This is a genomic window from Streptomyces sp. OZ13, from assembly GCF_052068155.1.
GTDB lineage: Bacteria > Actinomycetota > Actinomycetes > Streptomycetales > Streptomycetaceae > Streptomyces.
In genome coordinates, this window is record NZ_JBQHCZ010000005.1 from 426,510 (window position 1) to 447,545 (window position 21,036).

The 21,036-nt window shown below is 71.8% G+C and carries 22 protein-coding genes; 12 read left to right on the top strand and 10 right to left on the bottom strand.

Features of this window, described 5'->3' with window-relative positions:
- Positions 1–52 precede the first annotated feature (52 nt).
- Entirely contained in the window at positions 53–1,147 is a 1,095-nt protein-coding gene (gene dapC, locus ACTMTU_RS15390; protein ID WP_441264039.1) for a succinyldiaminopimelate transaminase, read from the top strand.
- 161 nt (positions 1,148–1,308) lie between these two features.
- Here dapC and ACTMTU_RS15395 read toward each other — a convergent pair whose 3' ends face one another.
- Entirely contained in the window at positions 1,309–1,737 is a 429-nt protein-coding gene (locus ACTMTU_RS15395) for an ATP-binding protein (protein WP_441264040.1), read from the bottom strand.
- A 295-nt stretch (positions 1,738–2,032) separates the two neighbouring features.
- Positions 2,033–2,992, bottom strand: coding sequence for a hypothetical protein (locus ACTMTU_RS15400; RefSeq protein WP_441264041.1), 960 nt, complete (start codon positions 2,990–2,992; stop codon positions 2,033–2,035).
- Positions 2,993–3,075: 83 nt separating this feature from the next.
- Here ACTMTU_RS15400 and dapE point away from each other — a divergent pair, with 83 nt between their 5' ends.
- A complete protein-coding gene (dapE, locus tag ACTMTU_RS15405; protein ID WP_441264042.1) occupies positions 3,076–4,155 on the top strand; it encodes a succinyl-diaminopimelate desuccinylase in 1,080 nt (359 codons plus the stop codon).
- Between the two features lie 97 nt (positions 4,156–4,252).
- Positions 4,253–5,002, top strand: coding sequence for a TIGR00730 family Rossman fold protein (locus ACTMTU_RS15410; protein ID WP_441264043.1), 750 nt, complete (start codon positions 4,253–4,255; stop codon positions 5,000–5,002).
- Positions 5,003–5,143: 141 nt separating this feature from the next.
- On the opposite strand, the gene folP is transcribed toward ACTMTU_RS15410, so the two are convergent.
- Positions 5,144–6,004, bottom strand: a complete 861-nt coding sequence (gene folP, locus ACTMTU_RS15415) for a dihydropteroate synthase (RefSeq protein ID WP_441264044.1) — start codon at positions 6,002–6,004, stop codon at positions 5,144–5,146.
- 133 nt (positions 6,005–6,137) lie between these two features.
- Here folP and ACTMTU_RS15420 point away from each other — a divergent pair, with 133 nt between their 5' ends.
- Positions 6,138–6,491: a DivIVA domain-containing protein gene (locus ACTMTU_RS15420; RefSeq protein WP_441264045.1), complete on the top strand. Its 354-nt coding sequence runs from the start codon at positions 6,138–6,140 to the stop codon at positions 6,489–6,491.
- A 5-nt stretch (positions 6,492–6,496) separates the two neighbouring features.
- Positions 6,497–7,081 (top strand): DNA-3-methyladenine glycosylase I, encoded by a 585-nt coding sequence (locus tag ACTMTU_RS15425; RefSeq protein WP_441264233.1) that lies wholly within the window; start codon positions 6,497–6,499, stop codon positions 7,079–7,081.
- A 21-nt stretch (positions 7,082–7,102) separates the two neighbouring features.
- Here the strand turns inward: ACTMTU_RS15425 and ACTMTU_RS15430 are convergent, their stop codons facing one another.
- The gene (locus ACTMTU_RS15430; protein WP_441264046.1) at positions 7,103–7,903 is read right to left on the bottom strand and encodes an enoyl-CoA hydratase/isomerase family protein; all 801 of its coding nucleotides are present in this window, start codon (positions 7,901–7,903) and stop codon (positions 7,103–7,105) included.
- 311 nt (positions 7,904–8,214) lie between these two features.
- Between ACTMTU_RS15430 and ACTMTU_RS15435 the strand changes: the two genes are divergently transcribed.
- Positions 8,215–8,382, top strand: a complete 168-nt coding sequence (locus ACTMTU_RS15435) for a DUF3117 domain-containing protein (protein WP_003966491.1) — start codon at positions 8,215–8,217, stop codon at positions 8,380–8,382.
- Between the two features lie 160 nt (positions 8,383–8,542).
- Here ACTMTU_RS15435 and ACTMTU_RS15440 read toward each other — a convergent pair whose 3' ends face one another.
- Positions 8,543–9,220, bottom strand: coding sequence for an O-methyltransferase (locus tag ACTMTU_RS15440; RefSeq protein ID WP_441264234.1), 678 nt, complete (start codon positions 9,218–9,220; stop codon positions 8,543–8,545).
- A 132-nt stretch (positions 9,221–9,352) separates the two neighbouring features.
- On the opposite strand from ACTMTU_RS15440, the gene sigE reads away from it, so the two are divergent.
- The 5 genes from sigE (at position 9,353) to ACTMTU_RS15465 (ending at position 14,578) form a co-directional block, all read left to right on the top strand.
- On the top strand, positions 9,353–10,123 hold the full coding sequence (sigE, locus tag ACTMTU_RS15445) for an RNA polymerase sigma factor SigE (protein ID WP_441264047.1): 771 nt from the start codon (positions 9,353–9,355) through the stop codon (positions 10,121–10,123).
- Positions 10,120–11,067 carry an anti-sigma factor family protein gene (locus ACTMTU_RS15450; protein ID WP_441264048.1) on the top strand — a complete coding sequence of 316 codons (948 nt, stop codon included), beginning with the start codon at positions 10,120–10,122 and terminating at the stop codon, positions 11,065–11,067. The genes sigE and ACTMTU_RS15450 overlap by 4 nt, the downstream gene beginning before the upstream one ends.
- A 120-nt stretch (positions 11,068–11,187) precedes the next feature.
- Positions 11,188–13,164 (top strand): trypsin-like peptidase domain-containing protein, encoded by a 1,977-nt coding sequence (locus ACTMTU_RS15455; RefSeq protein ID WP_441264049.1) that lies wholly within the window; start codon positions 11,188–11,190, stop codon positions 13,162–13,164.
- A 138-nt stretch (positions 13,165–13,302) separates the two neighbouring features.
- Positions 13,303–13,764 carry a sec-independent translocase gene (locus ACTMTU_RS15460; RefSeq protein ID WP_441264050.1) on the top strand — a complete coding sequence of 154 codons (462 nt, stop codon included), beginning with the start codon at positions 13,303–13,305 and terminating at the stop codon, positions 13,762–13,764.
- 118 nt (positions 13,765–13,882) lie between these two features.
- A complete protein-coding gene (locus ACTMTU_RS15465) occupies positions 13,883–14,578 on the top strand; it encodes a hypothetical protein (RefSeq protein WP_441264051.1) in 696 nt (231 codons plus the stop codon).
- A 156-nt stretch (positions 14,579–14,734) separates the two neighbouring features.
- On the opposite strand, the gene ACTMTU_RS15470 is transcribed toward ACTMTU_RS15465, so the two are convergent.
- From ACTMTU_RS15470 to ACTMTU_RS15480, 3 genes are read right to left on the bottom strand one after another with little or no spacing between them, the layout of a single operon-like run.
- Complete coding sequence (locus tag ACTMTU_RS15470; protein WP_441264052.1) at positions 14,735–15,868, bottom strand: Mrp/NBP35 family ATP-binding protein; 1,134 nt, start codon at positions 15,866–15,868, stop codon at positions 14,735–14,737.
- A gap of 42 nt (positions 15,869–15,910) precedes the next feature.
- Positions 15,911–16,504, bottom strand: a complete 594-nt coding sequence (locus ACTMTU_RS15475) for a DUF1003 domain-containing protein (RefSeq protein ID WP_441264053.1) — start codon at positions 16,502–16,504, stop codon at positions 15,911–15,913.
- Positions 16,497–17,759 (bottom strand): magnesium transporter MgtE N-terminal domain-containing protein, encoded by a 1,263-nt coding sequence (locus ACTMTU_RS15480; protein ID WP_441264054.1) that lies wholly within the window; start codon positions 17,757–17,759, stop codon positions 16,497–16,499. Before ACTMTU_RS15480 ends, ACTMTU_RS15475 begins: the two co-directional genes overlap by 8 nt.
- Positions 17,760–17,942: 183 nt before the next feature.
- On the opposite strand from ACTMTU_RS15480, the gene ACTMTU_RS15485 reads away from it, so the two are divergent.
- The gene (locus ACTMTU_RS15485) at positions 17,943–18,719 is read left to right on the top strand and encodes a hypothetical protein (RefSeq protein ID WP_441264055.1); all 777 of its coding nucleotides are present in this window, start codon (positions 17,943–17,945) and stop codon (positions 18,717–18,719) included.
- Between the two features lie 285 nt (positions 18,720–19,004).
- On the opposite strand, the gene ACTMTU_RS15490 is transcribed toward ACTMTU_RS15485, so the two are convergent.
- Entirely contained in the window at positions 19,005–19,517 is a 513-nt protein-coding gene (locus ACTMTU_RS15490) for a hypothetical protein (RefSeq protein WP_441264056.1), read from the bottom strand.
- 28 nt (positions 19,518–19,545) lie between these two features.
- Positions 19,546–20,661 (bottom strand): magnesium and cobalt transport protein CorA, encoded by a 1,116-nt coding sequence (locus tag ACTMTU_RS15495; RefSeq protein WP_441264057.1) that lies wholly within the window; start codon positions 20,659–20,661, stop codon positions 19,546–19,548.
- Positions 20,662–21,036: the final 375 nt, after the last annotated feature.

Below are 21,036 nucleotides of genomic sequence, written 5' to 3' on the forward strand. Positions count from 1 at the left end.
CCGTGACCGACACAGCCCGAAACGACGCCCGTACCCGAAAGTGAGCGCCGCCGTGCCCGCAGTCTCCTCGCGACTCCCCGTCTTCCCCTGGGACAAGCTCGAGCCCTACAAGGCCACGGCCGCTGCCCACCCCGACGGCATCGTGGACCTCTCCGTCGGCACCCCGGTCGACCCGGTGCCCGAGCTGATCAGGAAGGCTCTGGTCGCCGCCGCCGACTCGCCGGGCTACCCGACGGTCTGGGGCACGCCGGCGCTGCGCGACGCGCTCGTGTCCTGGGTCGAGCGCCGGCTCGGCGCGGTGAACGTGGCGCACACCAACGTCCTGCCCGTCGTCGGCTCGAAGGAGCTGGTGGCCTGGCTGCCGACGCAGCTGGGCCTGGGCGCCGGTGACCGGATCGCCTACCCGCGTCTCGCCTACCCCACGTACGAGGTCGGCGCGAGGCTCTGCGGCGCGACCCCCGTCGTCTACGACGACCCGACCGAGCTCGACCCGGCGGGCCTCCGGCTGCTCTGGCTCAACTCGCCGTCCAACCCGACCGGCCGGGTGCTGGACAAGGACGAGCTGACGCGGATCGTCGCCTGGGCGCGCGAGCACGACGTGCTGGTCTTCAGCGACGAGTGCTACCTCGAGCTGGGCTGGGAGGCCGAGCCGGTCTCCGTGCTCCACCCGGATGTCTGCGGCGGCTCGTACACGGGCGTGGTGGCCGTCCACTCGCTCTCCAAGCGCTCCAACCTGGCCGGCTACCGCGCCGCGTTCGTCGCGGGCGACGCGGACGTGCTCGGGGAGCTGCTGAAGATCCGCAAGCACGGCGGCATGATGACCCCCGCCCCCGTCCAGGCCGCCACCGTCGCCGCGCTCGGCGACGACACGCACGTCACCGAGCAGCGCGCCAGGTACGCGGCCCGGCGCACGGCTCTGCGGACGGCGCTGGAGTCGCACGGCTTCCGGATCGAGCACAGCGAGGCCAGCCTCTACCTGTGGGGCACCCGCGACGAGCCGTGCTGGGACACGGTCGCGTACCTGGCCGGCCTGGGCATCCTGGTCGCGCCCGGCGACTTCTACGGCGAGGCGGGCGAGCGTTTCGTGCGCGTGGCCTTCACCGCGACCGACGAGCGCGTCGAGGCGGCGGTCAAGCGCCTCGGATGAGCTCAGGAGCGCATGCGGTCACGGCGTGATCCGGTCATGCCCTGAGCACGGGACCGCATGCCGTCAGGGCGTGACCCGGTCGCGGCACGATCCGGTCACCGCACGGGAAGGGCCCGGGAGCAGCGGCTCCCGGGCCCTTCTTGCGTGTGCGCGCCGTGCTGTCAGCCGATCGGCAGGCCGCCGCCGCCGAGCGCACCGGTGGGCAGACCGCCGCCGGTCAGCGAGTCGGTGGGAAGCCCGCCCTCGCCGGCGCCGCCGACCAGGTCGCCCGCCTGCCCGGCGGTGTCACCGGCGGCCTTCGTGGCGACCGGTGTGGCCGTCTTGGCCGCCTTGCCAACGGTCTTGGTCGCCACAGGGGCGGCCTTCTCCGCGGTCTTGCCGCCGACCTGGCCGGCCACCTTGGTGGTCTCCTTCGAGACGCCGTCGACCGTGGAGTCGACGTTGTCCGCGTCGAGGGCCGAGAGGCCGCCGACCGGGGCCTGCGGGAGTTCAACGGCGCCTGCGGAGCCGGCCGCACCGACCACGGGAGCTGCTCCCGCCGCGATGAGCAGCGCGGCACGGGCGATCCGACGGGTCAGGGGGAGGGACATGATGCTCCTTGAGACGAGAGGACGTTCGGAATGCTGCGTGTCCGGCGTTCGGACGTCCTGACAACCGGGGGGAGCGGGGGGGAAGTTGCGGTGATCCAAGGTAAAGAATTGGTAACGCGTCGCATTATCGTTCTCGGATAAAAACGGTCAAACGCTGCATAGTGAAGCCATCTGGCGAACCGTCACTTCCCGTTGCCCTCAAGGGGAATGGCGGCGCCCGCCCTGGGGTGGTCCGCTGCCCGGAAGAGCGTGTCCCGGAGGGGAACGGACTGCCTCGTTCGAGGGGGGTGCTGAACTAGCGTGCGATGCGGATGCGTACGTCGTCCGTGACGCTGTCCTCGTCGCCCGCCGGACGCCAGCCCTCTTCCGACTCCTCGGCGCTCCACACCCGGCCCGCGTACGAGACCTCTTCGATACGCAGCTCGTCGGCCCGCGCCACCGCCCAGTGCGCGAGCTCCCAGCCGCGCTCGCCGCCCCGGCCGCGGCCGCCGCCGTGCGCGCCGGTGCCGCCGGTACCCGTCTCCGCCGAACCGGCCGTCGACCGCACCGGAACGGACACCTCCCGCGCACCGGCGTCGCCCGCGCGGCCCCGGCCGCTGCCGCCCTTCGGCAGCACCTCGGGCCCGAACGCCCGCGTCAGCTCCGTCCGGATCCGCGCCGGGTCGCCCGGCCCGCCGCCGCTCTTGACGTCGCAGGTCAGGGTCGCGGAGGCCCGGCCCGTGAGGGCGGCGGCCAGCAGCGCGGCGTCCGGCTCGTGCTTCGCGTACGCCTGCGGGAAACCGCTGCGCTGGACGCGCTGCGCGGCCACCGTGAGCGGCAGCCGTGAGTAGCCGGGGACCTCGGCGAGGCCGTCGTAGAACTTCCCCGAGGAGTAGACGGGGTCCAGGATCTGCTCGGGCGTCCCCCACCCCTGCGAAGGGCGCTGCTGGAACAGGCCGAGCGAGTCCCGGTCGCCGTGCTCGATGTTGCGCAGAGCCGACTCCTGGAGCGCGGTCGCCAGCGCGATCGTCACGGCCCGCTCCGGCATCCCGCGGGTCGTGCCCACCGCGGAGATCGTCGCGGCGTTCCCCGCCATCTCGGGCGTGAGCTCGTACGACGGGCCGTCGCCCTCGGCGGTACGGACGACACAGCGCGACGGCCCGCCGCCGGTGATGTACTGCACCGCGACGTAACCGATGAGGGCCAGCAGCACGAGGGACGCGGCCGCGAAGCGCAAGAGGCGGCCGCGCCGGACGGGAGAGGCGGTCTCGGACACCCGCCCACCGTACTGGAGCCCCCTGAGCGACCCCGGGGGGTGTGCCGGTCATGACCCGCCGGGGACCGCTTATCGTCGGAGCCATGCCTGAGACCGCGCTTGACCTCACCCTCGACGCCCCCGCGCTCACCGCAGCCCTGGTCGACTTCCCGTCGGTCAGCGGCACGGAGAAGCCCCTCGCCGACGCCATCGAGGAAGCGCTGCGCGAGCTGCCGCACCTCACCGTCGACCGGCACGGAAACAACGTCGTGGCGAGGACCCGCCTCGGCCGCTCGGAGCGGGTCGTGCTGGCCGGGCACATCGACACGGTCCCGATCGCCGGCAACGTGCCCTCGCGGCTCGACGCCGAAGGCATCCTGTGGGGCTGCGGCACCAGCGACATGAAGTCGGGCGTCGCCGTCCAGCTGCGGATCGCCGCCACCGTTCCGGAGCCCAACCGCGACCTCACCTTCGTCTTCTACGACAACGAAGAGGTGGCCGCACACCTCAACGGACTGGGGCATGTGGCCGAGGCCCACCCGGACTGGCTCGTGGGCGACTTCGCGGTCCTGCTGGAACCCTCCGACGCCCAGGTCGAGGGCGGCTGTCAGGGGACGCTCCGGGTCCACCTGCGCACGAAGGGGGAGCGGGCACACTCCGCGCGCAGCTGGATGGGGTCCAACGCCATTCACGCCGCAGGCCCGATCCTGGCCCGCCTCGCGTCGTACGAGCCGCGCCGGCCGGTCATCGACGGGCTGGAGTACCGGGAGGGCCTCAACGCCGTCGGCATCGAAGGAGGCGTGGCCACCAACGTCATCCCCGACGAATGCACCGTGGTGGTCAACTACCGGTACGCCCCGGACCGCAGCATGGCCGACGCCGAGGCGCACGTCCGCGAGGTGTTCGCCGACTGCGGTGTGAGCGAGATCGTGGTGGACGACCACACGGGCGGGGCCCTGCCCGGCCTGTCGCACCCTGCCGCTGCCGCGTTCATGGAGGCGGTGGGCGGCACAGCCCAGCCGAAGTTCGGCTGGACGGACGTCTCACGCTTCAGCGCCCTGGGGGTGCCTGCGGTCAACTACGGCCCCGGCGACGCGCTTTTCGCCCACAAGCGGGACGAACACGTCGCCGTGGACAAGATCACGCACTGCGAGGACCGGCTGCGCGAGTGGCTCACTTCCTGACATCGCATCCTGGTGGATCGCCCCGATTTCGCCATTCGTAACGTCGGCCGACCTACCCTGAGCCAAAGCGAATGATGTTCGGCGGAGGGAGCAGGTCATGAGCAACCCCGAGGGATTGCGGGCGCTGGAGGAGCAGCGGCTGGGACCGGTACTGCGCCGCAGGGAACAGATCAGGCCGGGCACGACCGATCAGCGGCTGCTCGACACCGAGGGCGACTCCCAGTGGGTGCACACCGACCCGTGGCGGGTCATGCGCATCCAGTCCGAGTTCGTGGAGGGCTTCGGCGCCCTCGCCGAACTGCCCAGTGCCATCAGCGTCTTCGGTTCCGCCCGCACCCCGGCCGGCACACCCGAGTACGAGGTGGGCGTCGCACTCGGCAGAGCGCTGGCCAAGGCGGGCTTCGCGGTGATCACCGGCGGCGGTCCCGGAGTGATGGAGGCCGCGAACAAGGGCGCGAGCGAGGCCAAGGGCATCTCGGTCGGCCTCGGCATCGAGCTGCCCTTCGAGCAGGGCATCAACGCGCACGTCGACATCGGGGTGAACTTCCGCTACTTCTTCGTCCGCAAGACGATGTTCGTGAAGTACGCGCAGGGCTTCGTCGTGCTGCCGGGCGGACTCGGCACGCTGGACGAACTCTTCGAGGCGCTGACGCTCGTCCAGACCCGTAAGGTGACGCGCTTTCCGATCGTGCTCTTCGGTACGGACTACTGGAGCGGCCTGGTCGACTGGCTGCGCAACACCGTCATCGCCCAGGGCAAGGCGTCGGAGAAGGACCTGCTGCTCTTCCACGTCACGGACGACGTGGAGGAGGCGGTGGACATGGTCTCCAAGGAGACCGGCAGGTAGCCGCACGCGGCCGCGCAGGGCCCCGGACGGGCGTCCGGGGCCTCCTGGCGGCGCGGGCTCCTGGCCGCGCCCTTCGGGCCGTCCTGGCGGCGCCGTCCCGGGCTCCCCGGCCGCCGCCGCCTGCGCGTCCGGCTCTGCTTCTCAGGCGAGACCGCGGCGGGCGACCGCCGGCGGACGGTGGCCCGCGATCGAGGCCACCATGTCCAGGACCTGCTTGGTCTCCGCCACCTCGTGCACGCGGTAGACCTGAGCGCCCAGCCAGGCGGACACCGCCGTGGTCGCCAGGGTCCCCAGCACCCGCTCCTTGACCGGCTTGTCGAGGGTCTCCCCGACGAAGTCCTTGTTGGACAACGACACCAGCACCGGCCAGCCGGTCTCCGTCATCTCCCCGAGCCGACGGGTCGCCTCCAGGCTGTGCCGGGTGTTCTTGCCGAAGTCGTGCCCGGGATCGATCATGATCCCGTCCCTGCGGACGCCGAGCCCGACCGCCCGCTCCGCCAGCGCGAGCGTGACGCGGAGAATGTCCGCCATCACGTCGTCGTACGCGACCCGGTGCGGACGCGTGCGCGGTTCGGCCCCGCCCGCGTGGGTGCACACCAGGCCGGCCCCGTACCGTGCGGCGACCTCCGCCAGCTTCGGGTCCACGCCGCCCCACGCGTCGTTCAGCACGTCGGCGCCCGCCTCGCAGACCGCCGCGCCCACGTCGTGGCGCCAGGTGTCGACACTGATCACCACGTCCGGGTGGCGTCGCCGCACCTCGGTCACGAAGCCGACCGTGCGCCGCGCCTCCTCCTCGGCGGACACCTCCTCGCCGGGACCGGCCTTCACTCCGCCGATGTCGATGATGGCGGCGCCCTCGGCCACCGCCTGCTCGACGCGGGACAGGGCGGGCTCGTCCCGGAACGTCGCGCCCTGGTCGTAGAAGGAGTCGGGCGTCCGGTTCACGATCGCCATGATCACCGGCTCGTGCGCGTCGAACTCGCGCCGTCCCAGCCGCAGCATCCGCTGTTTCCTCCTCAGGTCGTTCGCCTGCGACCCTAGCTGTCGGTGCCCCGTGGCACGATCAGCGGTGGACGGTTTTCCGCTCGGGTAAGTTCCCCGGGGACGTACGGGAAGTTCGGGGAGAGGGTCGCTCGTGTTCTGGTTCTTGCTGATCGCGATGGTCGTGGTCATCGCGGCGGTCACGCTCGTGGTGGTCGGCGGCAGTGACAGTGCGGCACTGCCGGAGGCCCCGCCGGAGCAGCTGGTGGACCCGCTGCCGCCCGGCCGCCCCGTCGGCCGCGCCGACGTCGAGGCCCTCCGCCTCCCGGTCGGCCTGCGCGGCTACCGGATGATGGATGTGGACGAGGTGCTCGACCGCCTCGGCGCGGAGCTCGCCGAGCGGGACGCGCGCATCGCCGAACTGGAGTCCGCGCTCGCCGGGGCCCAGGCCACCGCGGTGGGCCGGCAGGACATGTTCACCAAGCCCGGAGAGGAGTCGGACCGGTGACCGTGGTGACCGGCGCCGCCGTGCCGGGCCCGGACGGCAGGCTCCGCTGCCCCTGGGGACTGTCCACCGCCGACTACGTCACGTACCACGACGAGGAGTGGGGCCGCCCGGTCCACGGCGACGACGCCCTCTTCGAACGGCTCTGCCTGGAAGCCTTCCAGTCCGGGCTGTCCTGGATCACGATCCTGCGCCGCAGGGAAGGCTTCCGCAGCGCGTTCGACGGCTTCAAGATCGCCTCGGTGGCCGCGTTCACCGAGGCCGACGAGGAGCGCCTGCTCGCCGACCCCGGCATCATCCGCAACCGCGCCAAGATCCGGGCGACCCTCGCCAACGCGCAGGTGCTCGCCGACTGGCCGGCCGGCGAGCTCGACGACCTGATCTGGTCGTACGCGCCCGGCCCGGCGCGGTCGGCACCCCGCACGATCGCCGACGTACCGGCCGTCACCGACGAGTCCGCCGCTCTGGCCAAGGCGCTCAAGAAGCGCGGACTGCGCTTCGTGGGCCCGACGACGGCGTACGCCCTGATGCAGGCCTGCGGGCTCGTCGACGACCACCTCGCCGACTGCGTGGCGCGCGGCGGCGGCCGCTGACGCCACGCCGTACCGGACGGCTCAGCGGCCGAGGTACTTGGGCGTCTCCTTGGCCAGGAACGCCTGCACCGCGATCGCGTGGTCCTCCGAGGCGCCCGCCTTCGCCTGCAGTTCCTCCTCCTTGTCCAGCGCCTCGCTCAGCGAACGGTCCGCGCCGTAGGCCATCGACTCCTTCAGCGCGGCATAGGCGAGCGTGGGCCCGTCGGCCAGCGCGCGGGCCACGGCCGCGGCCTCCATGGCCAGCTCGTCCGCCGGGACGAGCTTGTTCGCGATGCCCCAGTCGTACGCCTCCTGCGCGGAGAACGAGCGGGGGAACAGCAGCAGGTCGGCGGCGCGGCTCTGCCCGATCAGGCGGGGCAGCGTCCAGGAGACACCGGAGTCGGCGGTGAGGGCCACACCCGCGAACGACGTCGTGAACTTGGCCGTGTCGGCGACGACCCGGTAGTCGGCGGCCAGTGCGAACCCGAGGCCGGCACCGGCGGCCACACCGTTGACCCCGGCGACGACCGGCTTCTGCATCCCGGTCAGCGCCCGGACGATCGGGTTGTAGTGCTCGCGCACGGTGCTCATGGTCCCGCCGCTGCCGGACTCCCGGTCGGCGGCGAGCAGGGACACGTGCTCCTTGAGGTCCTGGCCGACGCAGAACGCCTTCCCGGTGGCGGTCAGCAGCACCGCGCGCACTGCCGGGTCGGCGGCCGCGGCCTGTACGGCGTCCCGCAGGGCCACCTTCGCGTCGACGTTCATCGCGTTCATGGCCTCGGGCCGGTTGATCGTGATCGTCGCGAGTCCGTCGTTCACGTCGTACAGCACGGAGTCGGCCATGGCGGGTCCCCTTAGTGGTTCTGACAGCAGTGTCGAGCCCAGCATGACGGAGATCATCGGGTGTGCACATGTGACCTGCGTCAAACAAACTCCGTGGGGCGCCTGGGGAGCGGCGGCGAAGTATCGCAGGCACATCGCCGAATTGAGTGGTTTTGAGAGAGCGCGTTGCGCAAGCGATGCCGACTGATGTTGGTCTTTGGGTCCCGCCATGCGGGATAATGACCTGGAAGCAATGTGTTCGATGCCGGTGACACAGCACCTCTCACGGGGCCGCCGGCTGCGATGAGCTGGTTTCAGGAAGGGGAACGAGCATGGCGGCCATGAAGCCGCGGACGGGCGACGGCCCGCTCGAGGTGACAAAGGAGGGGCGGGGCATCGTCATGCGCGTTCCGCTCGAAGGCGGCGGTCGGCTTGTCGTCGAACTGACTCCGGACGAAGCCGATGCACTCGGTGACGCCCTGAAGAAGGTCGTCGGCTGACGCGCCCTGATTTTCCACTGCCCCGGCACGGTTCGTGCCGGGGCAGTGTGTGTTCCGGGCCCGGTCGGCAGACCGGGCCCTTGTGTTTCAGGGGTGCGGCGGTCCCGGCCCCGTCGGCGTGGGAGGCACGGGGCCCCGGAAGGCCTCGCCCGGCGCCGGCTCAGGCGCGGCGGACCGCGCAGAGGAGCCCGTCGCCCACCGGCAGCAGCGTCGGCAGGAGTTCATGGCTCTCGCGGACCGCCCGCAGCAGCTCACGCACCCGGAGCACCTCCACCGGCTGCGCGGCGGAGTCGACCGTACGGCCGTCGGCGAACACGCCCTCGAAGCAGACGAGTCCGCCCGGCCTCAGCAGGCGCAACGATTCAGCGAGGTAGTCGAGGGACTCGGTGCGGTCGCCGTCGCAGAAGACCAGGTCGTATCCGCCGTCCGCGAGCCGCGGCAGGACGTCGAGCGCGCGGCCGGGGATGAAGCGGGCGCGGTTCCCGGCGAAGCCGGCCGCGCGGAAGGCCTCCCGGGCGAACTGCTGGCGTTCCGGCTCGAGGTCCACCGTGGTCAGGACGCCGTCCGGGCGCATGCCGTGCAGCAGGTAGATGCCCGAGACTCCCGTCCCGGTCCCGATCTCGGCCACCGCTTTCGCGTCGGCGGTGGCGGCCAGCAGTCGCAGGGCGGCGCCGGTGCCCGGGGACACCGAGGGCAGCCCTGACTCCCGGGCCCGCTCCCGGGCCCAGCGCAGAGCGTCGTCCTCGGCGACAAAGGCGTCGGCGAACGCCCAGCTCGTCTGCTGGTTGGCGGTTATGACCCTCTCCTGTCCCCGTAGTTGGCGCGACGCTGACTGTATCGGCTGGACCCGGGAACCCGCAGATGGGACCGGTCGTTGTCGAGGCAGTGGGAAGCGCGTGGAGAGGGGCCCGGATGCCGGGTTCCAAATCCACGTAAAGATTCTTATCCGGAGCTAACGGGCGAGGTGGCTATGGTAGGGGCTCCGCTGGACACCACCAGAGCCGACAGGGGAGGTGCGGCTGCACCTGCGGATCGGGGAGGAGTGCTGAGGCGCCTTCTCAGGTCGGTGGGTGAGCCGAAATCCGTGACCAACACTGCTGACCGTTCTACGCCCTCCGACTCCGTCACCACGGCGACCTTCGCATCGGATGCGGAATCGCAGGCCTGGACCCCTCCCACGTGGGAGGAGATCGTCAGCACGCACAGCGCACGGGTCTACCGCCTCGCGTACCGCCTGACGGGTAACCAGCACGACGCGGAGGACCTCACCCAAGAGGTCTTCGTCCGCGTGTTCCGCTCCCTGTCGACGTACACGCCCGGCACCTTCGAGGGCTGGCTCCACAGGATCACCACGAATCTCTTCCTGGACATGGTCCGCCGCAAGCAGCGGATCCGCTTCGACGCCCTGGGGGACGACGCGGCAGAGCGTCTTCCCAGCCGGGAGCCGTCGCCGCAGCAGGTCTTCAACGACAGTCACTTCGACGCGGACGTGCAGCAGGCGCTGGACACCCTCGCGCCCGAGTTCCGCGCCGCCGTGGTGCTCTGTGACATCGAGGGCCTGTCGTACGAGGAGATCGCCGCGACCCTGGGCGTGAAGCTCGGCACCGTCCGGAGCCGCATCCACCGCGGCCGCTCACACCTGCGCAAGGCACTGCAGCACCGTTCCCCGGAGGCGCGTGCCGAGCAGCAGCGCTCGCTGGCGGGTGCCGTGAGTCTCGCGGGGGAGGGTGGACCGGCGTGAGCGGCACAGGTCCGACTCCTGCGGAACAGCATCTGGGGGACCGGCTGGCCGCACTCGTCGACGGTGAGCTGGAGCACGACGCCCGGGACCGGGTTCTCGCGCACCTGGCGACCTGTCCGAGGTGCAAGGCCGAGGCCGATGCCCAGCGCCGTCTCAAGAACGTCTTCGCCCAGGCCGCGCCGCCGCCTCTGTCCGAGGGGCTGCTCGCGCGGCTCCAGGGCCTGCCCGCGGGTCCCGGCGCCGCGGGCGACGACGACGAGCCCGGCCCCTTCGGCGGCGGACGTGCCGCCGGCGGGGTGTTCGGAGCGCTGACCCCGTCCGCGGGAAGACCGCGCGATCCACGCGCGGAGACGTTCGGCTACGTCCCCGGCGGGGCCCACGCGGCCGTTCTGCCCGGTGGCGGCAGCGGCTTCCGGATCCACGAGGTCGGCCGCGCGGAAGCTGAGCGCTCGCCGTGGCGCGGCAGGCGGTTCGCCTTCGCGGCGGCCAGCGCCGTGTCGTTCGCCGCCATCGCCCTGGGCGGTGCCGTTCCGCTGGACGCCTCCGGCGACTCCGGTGCGCGCGGGCAGGGCGGCGGCAACAAGGTGACGCCGCTGCGCACCGCGACGCCGACGACCGCCGCGAACACCACGACCCCGGGATCCGGTGGCGGTGCCACTGTGTACCGCGGCACGGACGGCGACCGGCGCCGGGGCGGAAGCGGCCAGACCAGGCCGGGCTCCGGGCCGGTGATCGCCGCGGTGCCGGGGGAGCCGGGTGGTCATGCGCTCAACCGCCACCTCGGTGTCTCGCCGCTGGCCCACGCCTCGTCGACGACGCCGCTGATACGACCCACGGCAGCGGCGCTGCACCTGGCCGCCGCCGCGGCGATCGGTCCTGTGGCCAATCCCGTGCCCAGGTATCTGGCTGCCCCGTCGCAGCCCGCCCCGCCGCCTTCGCGCTGACCGGCACCGGGCACCTGAGCAGGACCCGACCAGGACCCTGCGCGCGGATTCGCAAACCTGGTTGAATCTCAGCGGGTGCCCGCGGGGGCGCCGCAGCGGCCGGCAGTTTGCGGGGAGAGCATGGACGACGGGAAGCCCACCGGACCCAAGGCGAAGTGGTGGAGCCGCCCCGACAAGGGGCGCGCGGTCCCCTCCGGGCAGGAGGCACCCGCGCCGGAAGAGGCTCCCGGGGCCCGGGACGCTTCATCGGTGGACGCGTCAGCGGCACCGGAAACGGACCGGGTGGACGCCCGGACGCACGCGCAGCCGGACGGGGCGACGGTCCCCGCGCCCGCGGAGGCGCCTGATGAGGCACCCGCGCCGGCTCCCGCCGAGGTGCCCTCGCAGGCGCCGGCGCCTGCCCACGCTGAGGTGCCCGCGCCGGTGAACGCCACCGTGTCCGCGGCGGCCCACTCGGAGGCACCCGCGCCCGTGGAGGCCACCGTGCCCGAGCCGGCCCACGCGGAGGCACCCGCGCCGGTGGACGCCACCGTGCCCGTGGCGGCCGCCTCAGCGGGCACCGTGCCCCAGAGGCCCCAGCCGCTGCACGACCCCGATCCCTACAGCACCCCGCCGTACGGCGGACCCGGCCCGTGGGCGCCCGCCCCTCCCGTGCAGCGCCCGGTGGCGACACCGGCCCACGGCACGCCGCTGCCCGCCCAGTACGCGACGCCGGGCGCAGGGAACGGCGTTTACGCGCAGCCGCAGCCGCAGCCGCAGCCGCATCCGCATCCGCATCCGCACCCGGACCAGCACCCTCAGCCCCAGTCCCAGCCCTTGCTCCCGCATCCGCACTCCGACCCCGTAGTGCCGCCGGCGCCCGCCCTGGCCGGTCCGCCGCCCGCCCCGGAGCGACCGCAGCCGCTGTCCTCCGTCTGGCTCCAGTACGACCCCTGGAGTGCGCCGGGAGCGCCGCTCACCCAGTCGGGGGAGCCGGCCGCCCCCCGCAGGCGCAGGCGCGGCCCGCTGCTGATCGGGGCGCTCGTCGTCGCGCTCGTCGCGGGCGGTACCGGCGGTGTCATAGGCGCCTATGTGGAGCGCAACGGCGGTGTGACCCGCATCGAGCTTCCCCAGGCCGGTCGCGAGAGCGTCGACCGGGCGCCCGACAGCGTCGCCGGCATCGCCGCGAGCGCCCTACCGAGCGTCGTCACCCTGCATGTCAGCGGCGACGCGGAACAGGGCACCGGAACCGGCTTCGTGCTCGACGAGCAGGGACACATCCTCACCAACCACCATGTCGTCGACCCGGCCGGCGCCTCGGGTGACATCTCGATCACCTTCAGCGGCGGCGAGACGGCCAAGGCCACCCTCGTCGGCAAGGACAGCGGCTACGACCTCGCTGTGGTCAAGGTGACCGGGGTCAGCGGCCTCAAGCCGTTGCCACTGGGCAACTCCGACAACGTCCGGGTCGGCGATCCCGTCGTCGCGATCGGCGCACCGTTCGACCTCCAGAACACGGTCACCTCGGGAATCATCAGCGCCAAGGAGCGGCCGATCACCGCCGGCGGCGACAAGGGCGACGGCAGCGACATCAGCTACGTCGACGCCCTGCAGACCGACGCACCGATAAACCCCGGCAATTCGGGCGGCCCGCTCGTGGACGGCAAGGCCCGGGTCATCGGCATCAACAGCGCCATCCGTGCCGCGGACACCGGTGCGGGGACCGACGGGGCCCAGGCGGGCTCCATCGGGCTCGGCTTCGCGATTCCCATCAATCAGGGCAAGCGCGTCGCGGAGGAGCTGATCAACACCGGTAAGGCCACGCATCCGGTGATCGGGGTCAGCCTCGACATGAAGTTCGCCGGTGACGGGGCGCGTGTCGGCGACAAGGGCCAGGACGACTCCCCGGCCGTCACCCCGGGCGGTCCCGCCGCCGAGGCGGGTGTCAGGCCGGGCGATGTCATCACCGAGGTCGACGGCCGGCGGGTGCACAGCGGCGAGGAGCTGATCGTGAAGATCCGCGCACACCGCCCCGGTGACAAGCTGGAGCTGACGCTGCGTCGCGGCGGGGACGAGCGGACGGTGACGCTCGTGCTCGGTTCCGCGGACAGCTCATGACCATCTCGGCGCTGCCCGGAAGGTACCGGGCCGACAGTTTCGCCGGGTACCGTGGACCGGACCCGGATCCCGGCCGGTCCGCGGACCGCGGCGGGCACGGGGCACGCAGCGAGCACGGAGAACACGAGGAGCAGCAAGGTGTTCAATGACATAGGCGCACTGGAGCTGGTGGCGCTCGTGGTTCTCGCCGTGCTCATCTTCGGCCCCGACAAGCTGCCGAAGGTCATCCAGGACGCCAGCCGCTTCATCCGGAAGGTCCGCGCGTTCTCCGAGAGCGCGAAGGAGGACATCCGCAGCGAGCTCGGGCCCGAGTTCAAGGACTTCGAGTTCGAGGACCTGAACCCGAAGGCGTTCATCCGCAAGCAGCTCGCGGAGAACGAGGATCTGAAGGACCTCAAGGAGCTCCGCAGCAGCTTCGATCTCAAGAAGGAGATCAACGAGGTTGCCGACGCCGTCAACGGAACGGAGCATTCCGGTGTGTCGGACAGTTCCGTGCCCGCCGCGGTGAACGGTTCCTCCTCAGGCGGCCCCGACCTGCTCAAGAAGGGCGACAAGCCCGCCGGCGGCACCCGTCCGCCGTTCGACGCAGACGCCACCTGAGGACTGTCAATCCCTGCGAGCGGGGACAGGGTGGCTATTCTCCATCTGTCCGGCAGTGAGGACGCCCGAGGGGGGCGGGTCCGCTGCAGGTGTGAAAGACGGAGAGGCGGCCGGGTACATGTCGACGACGAGCCGGGTGACGGAGCAGCAGGGGACGGCGGGCGAAACGCCGGACCAGAGCGGCTACAGATCCCGCACGGCGCAGGGGGACACGGCTGCCCGGCGTGCGGCGGAGGGATTCAAGAACGCCGCCTTCCCCTGGTACGCGCTTGACGAGGCCTTCACCGGTCCCCGGCGCCTGATGCAGGTGGGCACCGCCGCGGACGGGACGGTCCAGCACGGCGCGATCGGTCACGGCGACGAGCCGACGATACGGTCCGAGACGGCAGGTGCCGAGAAGGAGCGTTTCGCCGTCGTGGTGACCGTCGCCGCGAACCCGGTCAGGCGTACCGGTGACGGCACGGGCGTGCTGGAGGCCACCACCGTCTCCTCGGCCGCTTGGCTGGCCGGCTCCGGCCTCCTGGCCCACACCTGGCCGGAGAAGCTCGACCACTCGCTGCGTGACGACTGGCTGGACCAGCAGACGGAGACCGCGTTCGAGCTGGCGGACGATCTGACCGGCCCCGAGTGGTCGACCCTCTCGCTGCCGGTGGACGGGGTGCCGACGTCCTTCCACTACCGCGAGTCGGAGTTCGGCTGGGTACTGGCCGGCACGACCGGGGCGGGAGTCCACATCGGCGCGTACGGGCGCGGGATGAGCGCGTACGGCCTGGGGTTCGCGGTGGTCGCCAACCCGGCCGCGTACGTGCGCTGACCCGGTAGGCCGGTCGCGTACGTGCGCCGACCCGGAGGCGGGACGACCGCCGTACGTGCCCCACGGGGCGGGTACGGACCCGAAGACGGACCGAAAGGGCGCCGCTCGAGCCGAGCGGCGCCCTTCGGTGCCGGTGAAGGGCGGGTGCCCCTCCGGTCAGAACTTGTTGCGCGGGGTGATGCCCAGCGACATGCCCGACAGACCGCGCTGACGGCCGCCGAGCTTGCCCGCGATCGCCCGGAGAGCCGAACCCGCGGGGGAGTCCGGGTCCGTGATGACGACCGGCTTGCCCTCGTCGCCGCCCTCGCGGAGCCGTACGTCGATCGGGATCGAGCCCAGCACCGGCACCGTCGTGCCGGTCGTCTTCGTCAGGCCCTCGGCGACCCGCTGGCCGCCGCCGCTGCCGAAGACGTCGACCATCTCGTCGCAGTGCGGGCACGGCAGGCCCGACATGTTCTCGACGACACCCACGATCTTCTGGTGGGTCTGCACCGCGATGGAGCCGGCCCGTTCGGCCACCTCGGCGGCGGCCTGCTGAGGGGTGGTGACGACGAGGATCTCCGCGTTCGGGACGAGCTGCGCGACGGAGATCGCGATGTCGCCCGTGCCCGGCGGGAGGTCGAGCAGCAGGACGTCCAGGTCGCCCCAGTACACGTCGGCGAGGAACTGCTGCAGCGCCCGGTGGAGCATGGGGCCGCGCCACACCACCGGGGCGTTGCCGGGCGTGAACATGCCGATGGAGATGACCTTCACGCCGTTCGCGGACGGCGGCATGATCATGTTCTCGACCTGGGTCGGACGCCCGTCCGCACCCAGCATGCGCGGCACGCTGTGACCGTAGATGTCCGCGTCGACGACGCCGACCTTCAGACCGTCCGCCGCCATGGCCGCCGCCAGGTTCACGGTCACGGAGGACTTGCCGACGCCGCCCTTTCCGGACGCCACCGCGTACACACGCGTCAGCGAACCGGGCTTGGCGAACGGCACCTCGCGCTCGGCGGTGGTGCCCCGCAGCGATGCCGCGAGTTCCTTGCGCTGCTCGTCGCTCATCACGTCCAGCGTGACCTCGACCCGCGAGACGCCGTCGACGCGGGCGACCGCCTCGGTCACGTTCTTGGTGATCGTCTCGCGCATCGGGCAGCCCGAGACGGTGAGGTACACCGTGACGGCGACCGTGCCGTCGTCCCCGATGTCGACCGACTTCACCATGCCCAGGTCGGTGATCGGTCGGTTGATCTCGGGGTCGTTCACCGTCGCCAGTGCCTCAAGCACCGCGTCTTCCGTAGCCATACGGAGATGGTACGGCTCCGGCCACCGCCTGCGGAAAGGCCGTCAGCGGTCGTCTTCGTCACTACCGCGCGTGCGCTCGTGCGTGGACGGGACCCGCTGCTCGTCCGTCGCCCGCACCAGATCCTCCAGTTCCGAGCGGATCCAGTCCCGCGTCGGCACCTCGCCGAGGCCCATCCGCAGCGCCGCGATCTCCCGGGTCAGGTACTCCGTGTCCGCGATCGAGCGCTCGTTCTGCTTGCGGTCCTGCTCCAGGTTGACCCGGTCGCGGTCGTCCTGCCGGTTCTGCGCCAGCAGGATCAGCGGCGCCGCGTACGACGCCTGGAGGGAGAGCGCGAGGGTCAGGAAGATGAACGGGTACTCGTCGAAGCGCAGCGGGGCCGGGGCGCTGACGTTCCACACCACCCAGGCGATGATCGTCAGGGTCATCCAGACGAGGAACCGGCCCGTACCGAGGAACCGTGCGATCTTCTCGGAGAGACGGCCGAAGGCCTCCGGGTCGTAGTCGGGCAGCAGGCTGCGGCGCGGTGCCCGCGGCAGGTCCAGCCGCACCCGCGACCGCGAGGCGGCGCTCGCGCCCGCCGGCATGCGCCCCGGCTGCTCGAACCGGTCGGGCGGACCCGTCTCGCCGCTACCCATGGGCGGATTCCTCGAACTCGGTCTCGCGCCAGTCGTCGGGCAGCAGGTGGTCCAGTACGTCGTCGACGGTCACGGCGCCCAGCAGCGACCCGCCCTCGTCGACGACCGGCGCCGCCACCATGTTGTAGGCGGCGAGGTACTGGGTGACGGTCCGCAGCGGGGTGCCCGGAGACAGCGGCGGCAGGTCGCTGTCCACGATCGAACTGACCAGCGCGAACGGCGGGTCCCGCAGCAGCCGCTGGAAGTGCACCGTGCCCAGGTACTTCCCCGTCGGCGTCTCGTCGGGCGGTCGGCACACGTACACCTGCGCGGCGAGCGCGGGGGAGAGGTCCTGCTGGCGCACCCGGGCCAGCGCGTCGGCCACGGTGGCGTCGGGGCGCAGCACGATCGGCTCGGTCGTCATCAGACCGCCCGCGGTGCGCTCCTCGTACGCCATCAGCCGCCGTACGTCCGCCGCGTCGTCGGGCCGCATCAGGGCCAGCAGCCGTTCCTTGTCCGCCTCCGGCAGCTCGGACAGCAGGTCGGCGGCGTCGTCCGGGTCCATGGCCTCCAGGACGTCGGCCGCCCGCTCCTCCTTGAGCTTGCCGAGGATCTCCACCTGGTCGTCGTCGGGCAGCTCCTCCAGCACGTCGGCGAGCCGGTCGTCGTCGAGCGCCGCGGCCACCTCGGCACGACGCTTGGGCGACAGATGGTGCAGCACGTTGGCCAGGTCGGCCGGACGAAGCTGCTCGAAAGTGGCCAGCAGGTTCTCCGCGCCCTGACCGTGCTCCTCGAGCGAGAAGCCGGTGACGGCGGACCACTCGAGGGTCAGCGTCTCTCCCTTGCGGCGCAGTGCCCCGCCCTTGCCCCGGCGCACGAAGACCTTGTCGATCTCCCAGTCGCGGCGGGCCGGCAGCTGCTGGATCGCCACGTCGAGCACCGTGACCTCCTCGCCGCTCTCCACGAGACGTACCCGCCGGTCCAGCAGCTCGCCCAGCACCAGCCGCTCGGTGGGACGCTGCTCGAAGCGGCGCACGTTGAGGACACCGGTGGTGATGACCTGGCCCGACTCGATGCCCGTGACCCGCGTCATGGGGAGGAAGATCCGGCGGCGGCTGATCACCTCGACCACCAGGCCCAGCAGCCGTGGCGGGCGGCGGCCGACACGCAGCATCGCGACCAGGTCGCGTACGCGCCCCACCTGGTCACCGTTGGGGTCGAAGACGGGCACGCCGGCGAGGTGCGAGACGAAGACCCGCGGGGCGCCTGCCGCCATGTTCGCCCCTCCTCCACTACCGGCCACTTCTGCCCCGGAATGCTGGTTCCGGACCGTTTCAGGCTAGCCGGTACCGATCCGGGCCGCTCCCGGCCGACGGCCGTACGGCTGCCTGCTCAACCGTGCACCACGCACAGGTACGCTGCGGTCTGCCATTCCCCACAGATGAGAGGCAGTGCGCTGGTGACTCCCCTCCCTCCGGCCGGCCGAGCACGCCGGGCCGGGCTCTCCGCGGTGCTGTGTGCCGGGCTGACCATCGCCCTCGGTGCGTGCGGTGAGGACCCCGACGCGGGGACGAACGGGATCGGGAAGCTGTCGGCGGAGGAGATCGAGACCAAGGCGCGGACGGCGGCCGACGCCGCGGCCTCGGTGCGCCTCTCGGGCACCCTCGTCAGCAAGGGCGGCACCTACAAGCTGAACATGCGGCTCAAGCACGACGGCGGCACCGGCTCGCTCACGTCCAAGGAGAACGCCTTCGAGCTGCTGAGGATCGGCGACACCCTCTTCCTGAAGGCCGACGCCGGTTTCTGGAGCCACGCGGACGGCGACGAGGAGAAGGAGCCGAGCGAATCGGACCTCGAGGCGGCGAAGAAGCTCGCCGACAAGTACGTGAAGGTCCCCAAGGGCGACCCCTCGTACAAGCAGTTCCGCGGCTTCACCGACATGGACGTGCTGCTCGACGGGCTGCTCGGGATGGAGGGCAAGCTCAGCAAGGGCGACCGGACCCGCGTCGGCGGGGTGCGCACCATCAAGGTCACGGCGGGCGAGGGCGGCCGGGGCGGTGTCCTCGACGTGTCGCTGGAGGGCAAGCCGTATCCGCTGCAGTTCACCCGGGCCGGCGGCGCGGGGGTGCTCACGCTGGGCGACTGGGACAAGGACTTCCCGCTGGCGGAGCCGTCGAAGGACGAGATGGTCGACTACGGCAAGCAGCTCCCCAAGTCCTCCGAGCAGAGCTCCTGATATCCGAGCAGGGCCCCTGATCTGCGCGCCGAGCTCGTGAGCTGCGCGCAGGGCTCCTGACTCACGCTGGGGCGCGTGGCGCTGCCCTGGGGCGTTTTCCCACCCCCTCCGGCCTGGCGGTCGTGGGGCCCCACTTCCCGAAACCGGGCAGGCCCCCCGTACCGCCCTGCGGGCGGCGTACCGCGCTCCGCGCGGTGCCCTCAAACGCCGGGCGGGCCCGAGTTGCCAGGCGACTCGAGCCCGCCCGCTGACTCCCGCCGGAGGCCCTTGGCCGCCGCGGCCGGATCAGTCGCGGCGCTTGCGCCGCTTCAGCAGGAGCCTCGGCAGTGCCGCCGGAACAGGCCGGCGGGTCGTCGCGGCGGTCGGCAGCGGCGCGGCCGCCAGCGAGCCGTCGGGCAGGTCGGTGACCACGTCCCGCGGCTCGAGGCGCAGCACCCGGCACTCACGCGCCCAGCGCTCGGTCATCCGCTCCGCGTCCGGCGCGTTCAGCCGCTTGCCCTTGAGCTCGCCGACGGCCGCCTCCCACGCCTCGGAGTGCGGGGCGAGCTCGCTCACCCTGGCCGACCAGGCGACGAGCCGGCCGCCCTTGTCCTTGCTGCGTACGGTGACCTCCGCGTCCGCGCCGTCCACGAGACCCGGCAGCGGCTGCTCGCCGGGCCCGTCGCCGACGATGCACGCGGCGCCCTCGTGCCAGACGTGCCACAGGGCACGCGCGGGGCCGTCGCCACGCACCCAGATGAGGCCCGACTTCTTCGTGGCCTCCTCGACGAGCGCCCGGCCGAGCAGATGCGATGTCATGCGCGCAGCCTATCGACCGGCTCTCGTACTACAGCCAGCCGTTGCGCTTGAGCGTGCGGTGGATGGCGAAACAGACCACCGCGATGCCCGTGAGCACCAGGGGGTAGCCGTACTTCCACTTCAGCTCCGGCATGTGGTCGAAGTTCATGCCGTAGATGCCGCAGACCGCCGTCGGGACGGCGATGATCGCCGCCCAGGAGGTGATCTTGCGCATGTCCTCGTTCTGGGCGACGGTCGCCTGGGCCAGGTTGGCCTGGAGGATGGAGTTCAGCAGCTCGTCGAAGCCGATGACCTCCTCCTGCACCCGTGCGAGGTGGTCGGCGACGTCGCGGAAGTACTTCTGGATGTCGGGGTCCACGAGCCGCATGGGCCGCTCGCTCAGCAGCTGCATCGGACGCAGCAGCGGGGAGACGGCCCGCTTGAACTCCAGCACCTCGCGCTTGAGCTGATAGATCCGCCCCGCGTCGCCACCGCGCGGGCTGCCCTTGGCCGGCGCGGAGAAGACGTCGATCTCCACCTCGTCGATGTCGTCCTGCACGGCCTCCGCGACCGCGATGTAGCCGTCCACCACATGGTCGGCGATGGCGTGCAGCACCGCGGAGGGACCCTTGGAGAGGAGCTCGGCGTCCTTCTGGAGACCGTGCCGCAGTGCGCGCAGCGAGCCCTTGCCGCCGTGCCGCACCGTGATGACGAAGTCCCGGCCGGTGAAGCACATCACCTCGCCGGTCTCCACGACCTCGCTGGTGGCGGTGAGCTCCGCGTGCTCGACGTAGTGGATCGTCTTGAAGACGGTGAACAGGGTGTCGTCGTACCGCTCCAGCTTGGGCCGCTGGTGGGCGTGGACCGCGTCCTCGACGGCGAGCGGGTGGAGCCCGAACTCCGCGGCGATACCGGCGAATTCGGCCTCAGTGGGCTCGTGCAGCCCGATCCAGGCGAAGCCGCCGCCCTCCCGCACCCGCAGCATCGCCTCGTGGGGCGTCAGGCACGCGGTGCTCTCGAGGCGCCGGCCGTCACGGTAGACGGCGCAGTCGACGACCGCGCTGGAGGCGGAGGGGTCACGGGTGGTGTCGTAGCCGTTGTACGGGGTGCTGCTCTTTCGCAGCGAGGGGCGGACCGCTGCGCGCAGGTCACGGATCATCGACATGGCTGGCTCCTTCACGGAGAGGCCGTCGGCGGTGGCGTGGCACAGCCCGGAATGGGGACGTGAGTCGTACGTCCGCAAAGCGGGCGGCACCGCGGGAGCGCGGTGACGGCGTTCGCTACAGACAGGCAAAAACGAAGTGCTCGCGCTCTTCCGTCGTGCGAAAAGCCGTGGGGCCCCGTGCGGGAAGGCCTCAGTACACCGGATTCCGGTTCGTCGGGTCAGGACCGGCGAAGGGAACGGTGCCGTGCGGAAGAGCTGCTGGTACTGCACGATCGACTTCGATCCACCGCAGCCTCACCTCCTCCGGCCGGTCCCCCGTGAGGGACGATGTGTCGTCAGGACTTGAAGGCAACACTTCTGTGTCCGTCCCGACCA